This is a genomic window from Kineococcus glutinatus, from assembly GCF_039542765.1.
GTDB classification, from domain to species: domain Bacteria; phylum Actinomycetota; class Actinomycetes; order Actinomycetales; family Kineococcaceae; genus Kineococcus_A; species Kineococcus_A glutinatus.
Genome location: NZ_BAABIL010000350.1, coordinates 1 through 3,963 on the forward strand (window position 1 = coordinate 1; position 3,963 = coordinate 3,963).

Genomic DNA, 3,963 nt, shown 5'->3' on the forward strand with positions numbered 1-3,963 from the left:
CTCGGCGCGCACCCACCGGCCGGTGCCGAGGTGCAGGAGGCTGACGGTGCCGTCGTCGTGGCGGTGCAGCCGGAAGCTCTCCTGCACCACCCAGCCGCCGATGCGCTCGGCGTCGGCGTGCAGCGCGGCGCCGCGGGCGGTGGTGAAGCGGCCGGTGCGGGCGGCGCGCAGGGAGACGACGCCGCGGCCCCAGTCGGTGAGGTCGAACTGCGCGTCGGCCGCGCCGGGGCTGGCGGCGGTGGCCAGCAGCGCGCCGTCGCGCGGGTCGGTGGTGACGTAGCGGCCGGTCGTGGTGCTGCGCAGGGCGATGCGGTCGCTGCCGTCGGCCACGACGACCGCGTCCTCACCCAGCCGCTCGCGCAGCGCGGTGACGAGCGGGACGGGGCGGGTGGGGGTGCCGCTGTACCAGTCGGTGAGCACCAGGTCGGCCAGTGGTCCGACGACCGCGGTGCGCCCGGTGGCGGCCAGCGGCAGCAGGGGACCGCGGTCGGGCCGGTCGCGGTTCTGCAGGACGACGACGCCGGCGGCCACGGCCTCGCGGGCGAGCGCGACGTGCTCCGGGCGGCCCAGCTCCTCGGGGCCGATGCCGTCGAAGGGGCCGCCGGGCGGGTCGAACTCCCCGGTGCGCACCCGCAGGGTCAGCAGCCGGCGCACGGCGGTGTCGACGTCGGCCTGCCCGATCGTGCCGGCGGCCAGCGCCGCGGTGAGGGCGCGCAGGGTGGGACCGGGGTCCTCGCCGTCGTCGGTGAAGTTGTCCACCCCGGCGAGCAGGGCGGCGGCGTCGGCGGCCGCGGCGTCGGGGTAGGCGCGCTCGGCGTGCACGAGGTTCTGCGGCGCGCCGGCGTCGGTGACGACGGTGAGGGCGTCGGGGTCGCCCGCCCAGCTGCGCAGGTGCTCGCGCACCAGGGGGGAGACGTGCGCGGGCACGCCGTTGACGAGGTTGTAGGAGAGCATGACGGCCCCCACGACGCCGGCGGCGATCGGGCCGCGGAAGGCGGGCAGCTCGTACTCGTGCAGGACGCGCTCGCGCAGCTGCGAGGAGGTGCAGGCGCGGTCGGTCTCGTTGCTGTAGGCCAGGAAGTGCTTGAGCGTCGGCACGGTCAGCCACACCCGCGGGTCGTCGCCGCGCAGGCCGCGGGCGTAGGCCGTGGCGAGTTCGGCGGTGAGGTGCGGGTCCTCGCTGTACCCCTCCTCGGTGCGCCCCCACAGCGGGTGGCGCAGCGGGTTCACGACGGGTGCCCAGACGTTGAGGCTGACGGTGGGGTCGGTGGCGCGCTTGGCGCGGACCTCCCGGGCGGTCGCGGTGCCGACGCGGCGCAGCAGGTCCGCATCCCAGGTGGCGGCGAGGCCGACGGCCTGCGGGAAGCACGTCGCGGCGCCCAGCCAGGCCACGCCGTGCAGCGCCTCGGTGCCGGTGCGGAAGGCCGCCAGGCCGAGGCGGGGCACGGCCGGGGCGTGCTGGTGCAGCATCGCCAGCCGCTCGGCCGGTGTCAGCCGGGCCAGCAGGTCGTCCACGCGCCGGGCCACGGGCAGGGCGGGGTCCCGGAAGGGGTGGGGGGCGGCGCCCGCCGCCGGGTGCGGCAGCGCGGGTGCGGGGGCGGCCGCGGTGTCGTGGGTCATCGTCGATCCTCTCGCCGTCGAAGCGCTTCGAAGGTAGCGTGCCCGGCGCTCGCGGTCGAGGTCCCCCGGCGCGCGGACCCGCGTGCCGGGGCGGTTGTCATCGGACCTCTCGGCCTTCTACAGTCGGCACAATCGAATCGCTTCGACAGGGATGTCGCACCGCGACCACGCCGCGCCGCGCGCCGCACGGTCCGCCGGCAGCGGTCCCGGTCCCACACGAGGAAGTGGTGGACGCAGATGGACGAGCGCACGCGCGCCAGGTTCAGCCGCAGGTCGGTCCTGGGGTTCATGGGCACCGGGGCGATCGCCGTCGCGGCGCCCGGCGCCCTGAGCGCCTGCTCCTCGAGCGGTGGCGGCAGCGCACCCGCGGCGACCGGGCCGATCTCGGCCGCCGACCTCGCCAGGATCCTGCCCGCCTACCAACCGCTCGACCTCGTGCAGCCGGACATCCCCGGGGTCGACGGCTCCACCCCCGGCTTCACGACGATGCCGGCCCGGCTGGTGAAGTCGGTCGCCGCCACCCCCGGCAAGGGCGGCACCTACACCGTCATGAGCCCGGCCTGGTGGACCCCGCCGCCGGGGCTGGGGAGCAACACCTTCTACCAGGCCGTCAACGAGCAGCTCGGCGCGACGCTGGACTTCCAGGTCGCCGACGGCAACACCTACGGCGACAAGCTGCAGGCCGTCCTCGCCTCGCCGAAGGACATCGCCGACTGGGTCGTCATGCCCAGCTGGAACATCCCGCCCCGCTTCGGCCAGGGCGTCGGCAAGCTCTTCACCGACCTCACCGACTTCCTCGCCGGCGACAAGATCAAGAAGTACCCGAACCTGGCGAACATCCCCACCGACGCCTGGAAGTACTCCGCGTTCAACGGCCGCATCTACGCCCTGCCCTACCCGGGTGAGCTCATCGGCAACGCGATCTTCCACCGGCGCGACATCTTCGAGCAGCTCGGCCTGCAGCCGCCGACGACGCCCGAGGAGTACATCGCGGTCGCCAAGGCCGCCACCGACCCCGCCGCCGGGCGCTGGGGCTCGGAGGACGTGTGGAACGGGGCGCAGTTCATCTTCAACGCCTCCACCGACTGGTACGTCCAGGGCGGCAAGCTCGTCAGCCGCTTCGAGACCGACGGCTACCGCGAGGCCGTGGCGTGGCTGCGCCAGCTCTTCGAGTCCGGTGCCGTCCACCCCGACGCCGTCGCCGGCAACACGCAGAACGCCAAGGACCGCTTCGAGGCCGGGCAGACCCTGCTGACCTTCGACGGCCTCGGCGGCTGGGAGGAGGCCCTCACCCGGGTCCGCCCCAGCAACCCGTCCTACGACCAGCAGCCGCTGGACTTCTTCGCCCCCGCCGGACAGGAGCCGCGGATCCCCAAGGGCGCCCCGGCGGGCATCTTCAGCTTCCTCAAGAGGACCGACGACACGGCGAGGATCGAGGAGATGCTCGCCATCGCCGACTTCTGCGCCGCGCCGTTCGGCACCGAGGAGTACCAGCTCGTCCGCTACGGCGTGGAGGGCGAGCACTTCACCCGGGACGCCGCCGGCGCGCCGACCCTCAACGCCAAGGGGCAGACGGAGGTCACCTCGACCTACGAGTTCCTCGTCAGCCCGCCCATCGTGAACGCCACCGTCCAGTTCCCCGACATGGTCAGGGACCTCACCGACTGGATGGCGCGGATGTCGACGTTCTCCGTGGAGCCGGTGTTCTACGGCCAGCAGATCCAGGACCCGGCCCAGTACTCCTCCCTCGGCAAGCCGTTCGACGACCTCGTCAAGGACATCGCCCGCGGCCGCGAGGACCTCGACGCGCTCGACGAGGCGGTGAAGACCTGGCGCAGCAGCGGCGGCGACGAGCTGCGCGCGTACCGGGAGAAGTTCCTCACCGGCGACGAGACCGAGATCTGACGTGGCGACGAGCACCCGCCCGGCCGCCCCGCCCCGCACCGGTGGGCAGCAGCCCCGCCGGGGCGGGACGGGGCGGCGCGGGCACGTGGGCGGCAGGCCGCGGCTGAGCCTGCGCGCGCGCGTCCGCCGCGACCGCTCGCTGCTGCTGATGTGCCTGCCCGGCGTGCTGCTGCTGGCCGTCTTCGCCTACGTGCCGATGCTGGGCAACGTCGTCGCGTTCCAGGACTACTACCCGATCGCGGGGTTCCGGGAGAGCCCGTTCGTCGGGCTGGCGAACTTCCAGCGGGTCTTCGCCGACCCCTCGTTCTGGCACGCGGTGCAGAACACCCTGACGATCACCGCGTTCCAGCTCGTGTTCTTCTTCCCCGTCCCGATCGCGCTGGCGCTGCTGCTCAACAGCGTGCTCAGCAAGCGGGTCCGGGTGACGGTGCAGTCGAT

General features: G+C 74.0%; 2 protein-coding genes and 1 pseudogene. 2 read left to right on the forward strand and 1 reads right to left on the reverse strand.

The genetic code is table 11. The annotated features are described in order from the left end of the window. The coding region (locus ABEB16_RS13380) for a glycoside hydrolase family 3 protein (RefSeq protein ID WP_345712743.1) at positions 1 to 1,620 on the reverse strand (1,620 nt) is incomplete at its 3' end. A gap of 237 nt (positions 1,621 to 1,857) precedes the next feature. Here ABEB16_RS13380 and ABEB16_RS13385 point away from each other — a divergent pair. Next, the gene (locus tag ABEB16_RS13385; RefSeq protein WP_345712744.1) at positions 1,858 to 3,525 is read left to right on the forward strand and encodes an extracellular solute-binding protein; all 1,668 of its coding nucleotides are present in this window, start codon (positions 1,858 to 1,860) and stop codon (positions 3,523 to 3,525) included. Position 3,526: 1 nt separating this feature from the next. Continuing rightward, a pseudogene (locus ABEB16_RS13390) lies at positions 3,527 to 3,963 on the forward strand (sugar ABC transporter permease); the annotation flags it as partial.

Coding starts and splice junctions, on each gene's coding strand:
- ABEB16_RS13385 (WP_345712744.1), top strand. CDS start 1,858: ATGGACGAGCGCACGCGCGCCAGGTTCAGCCGCAGGTCGGTCCTGGGG.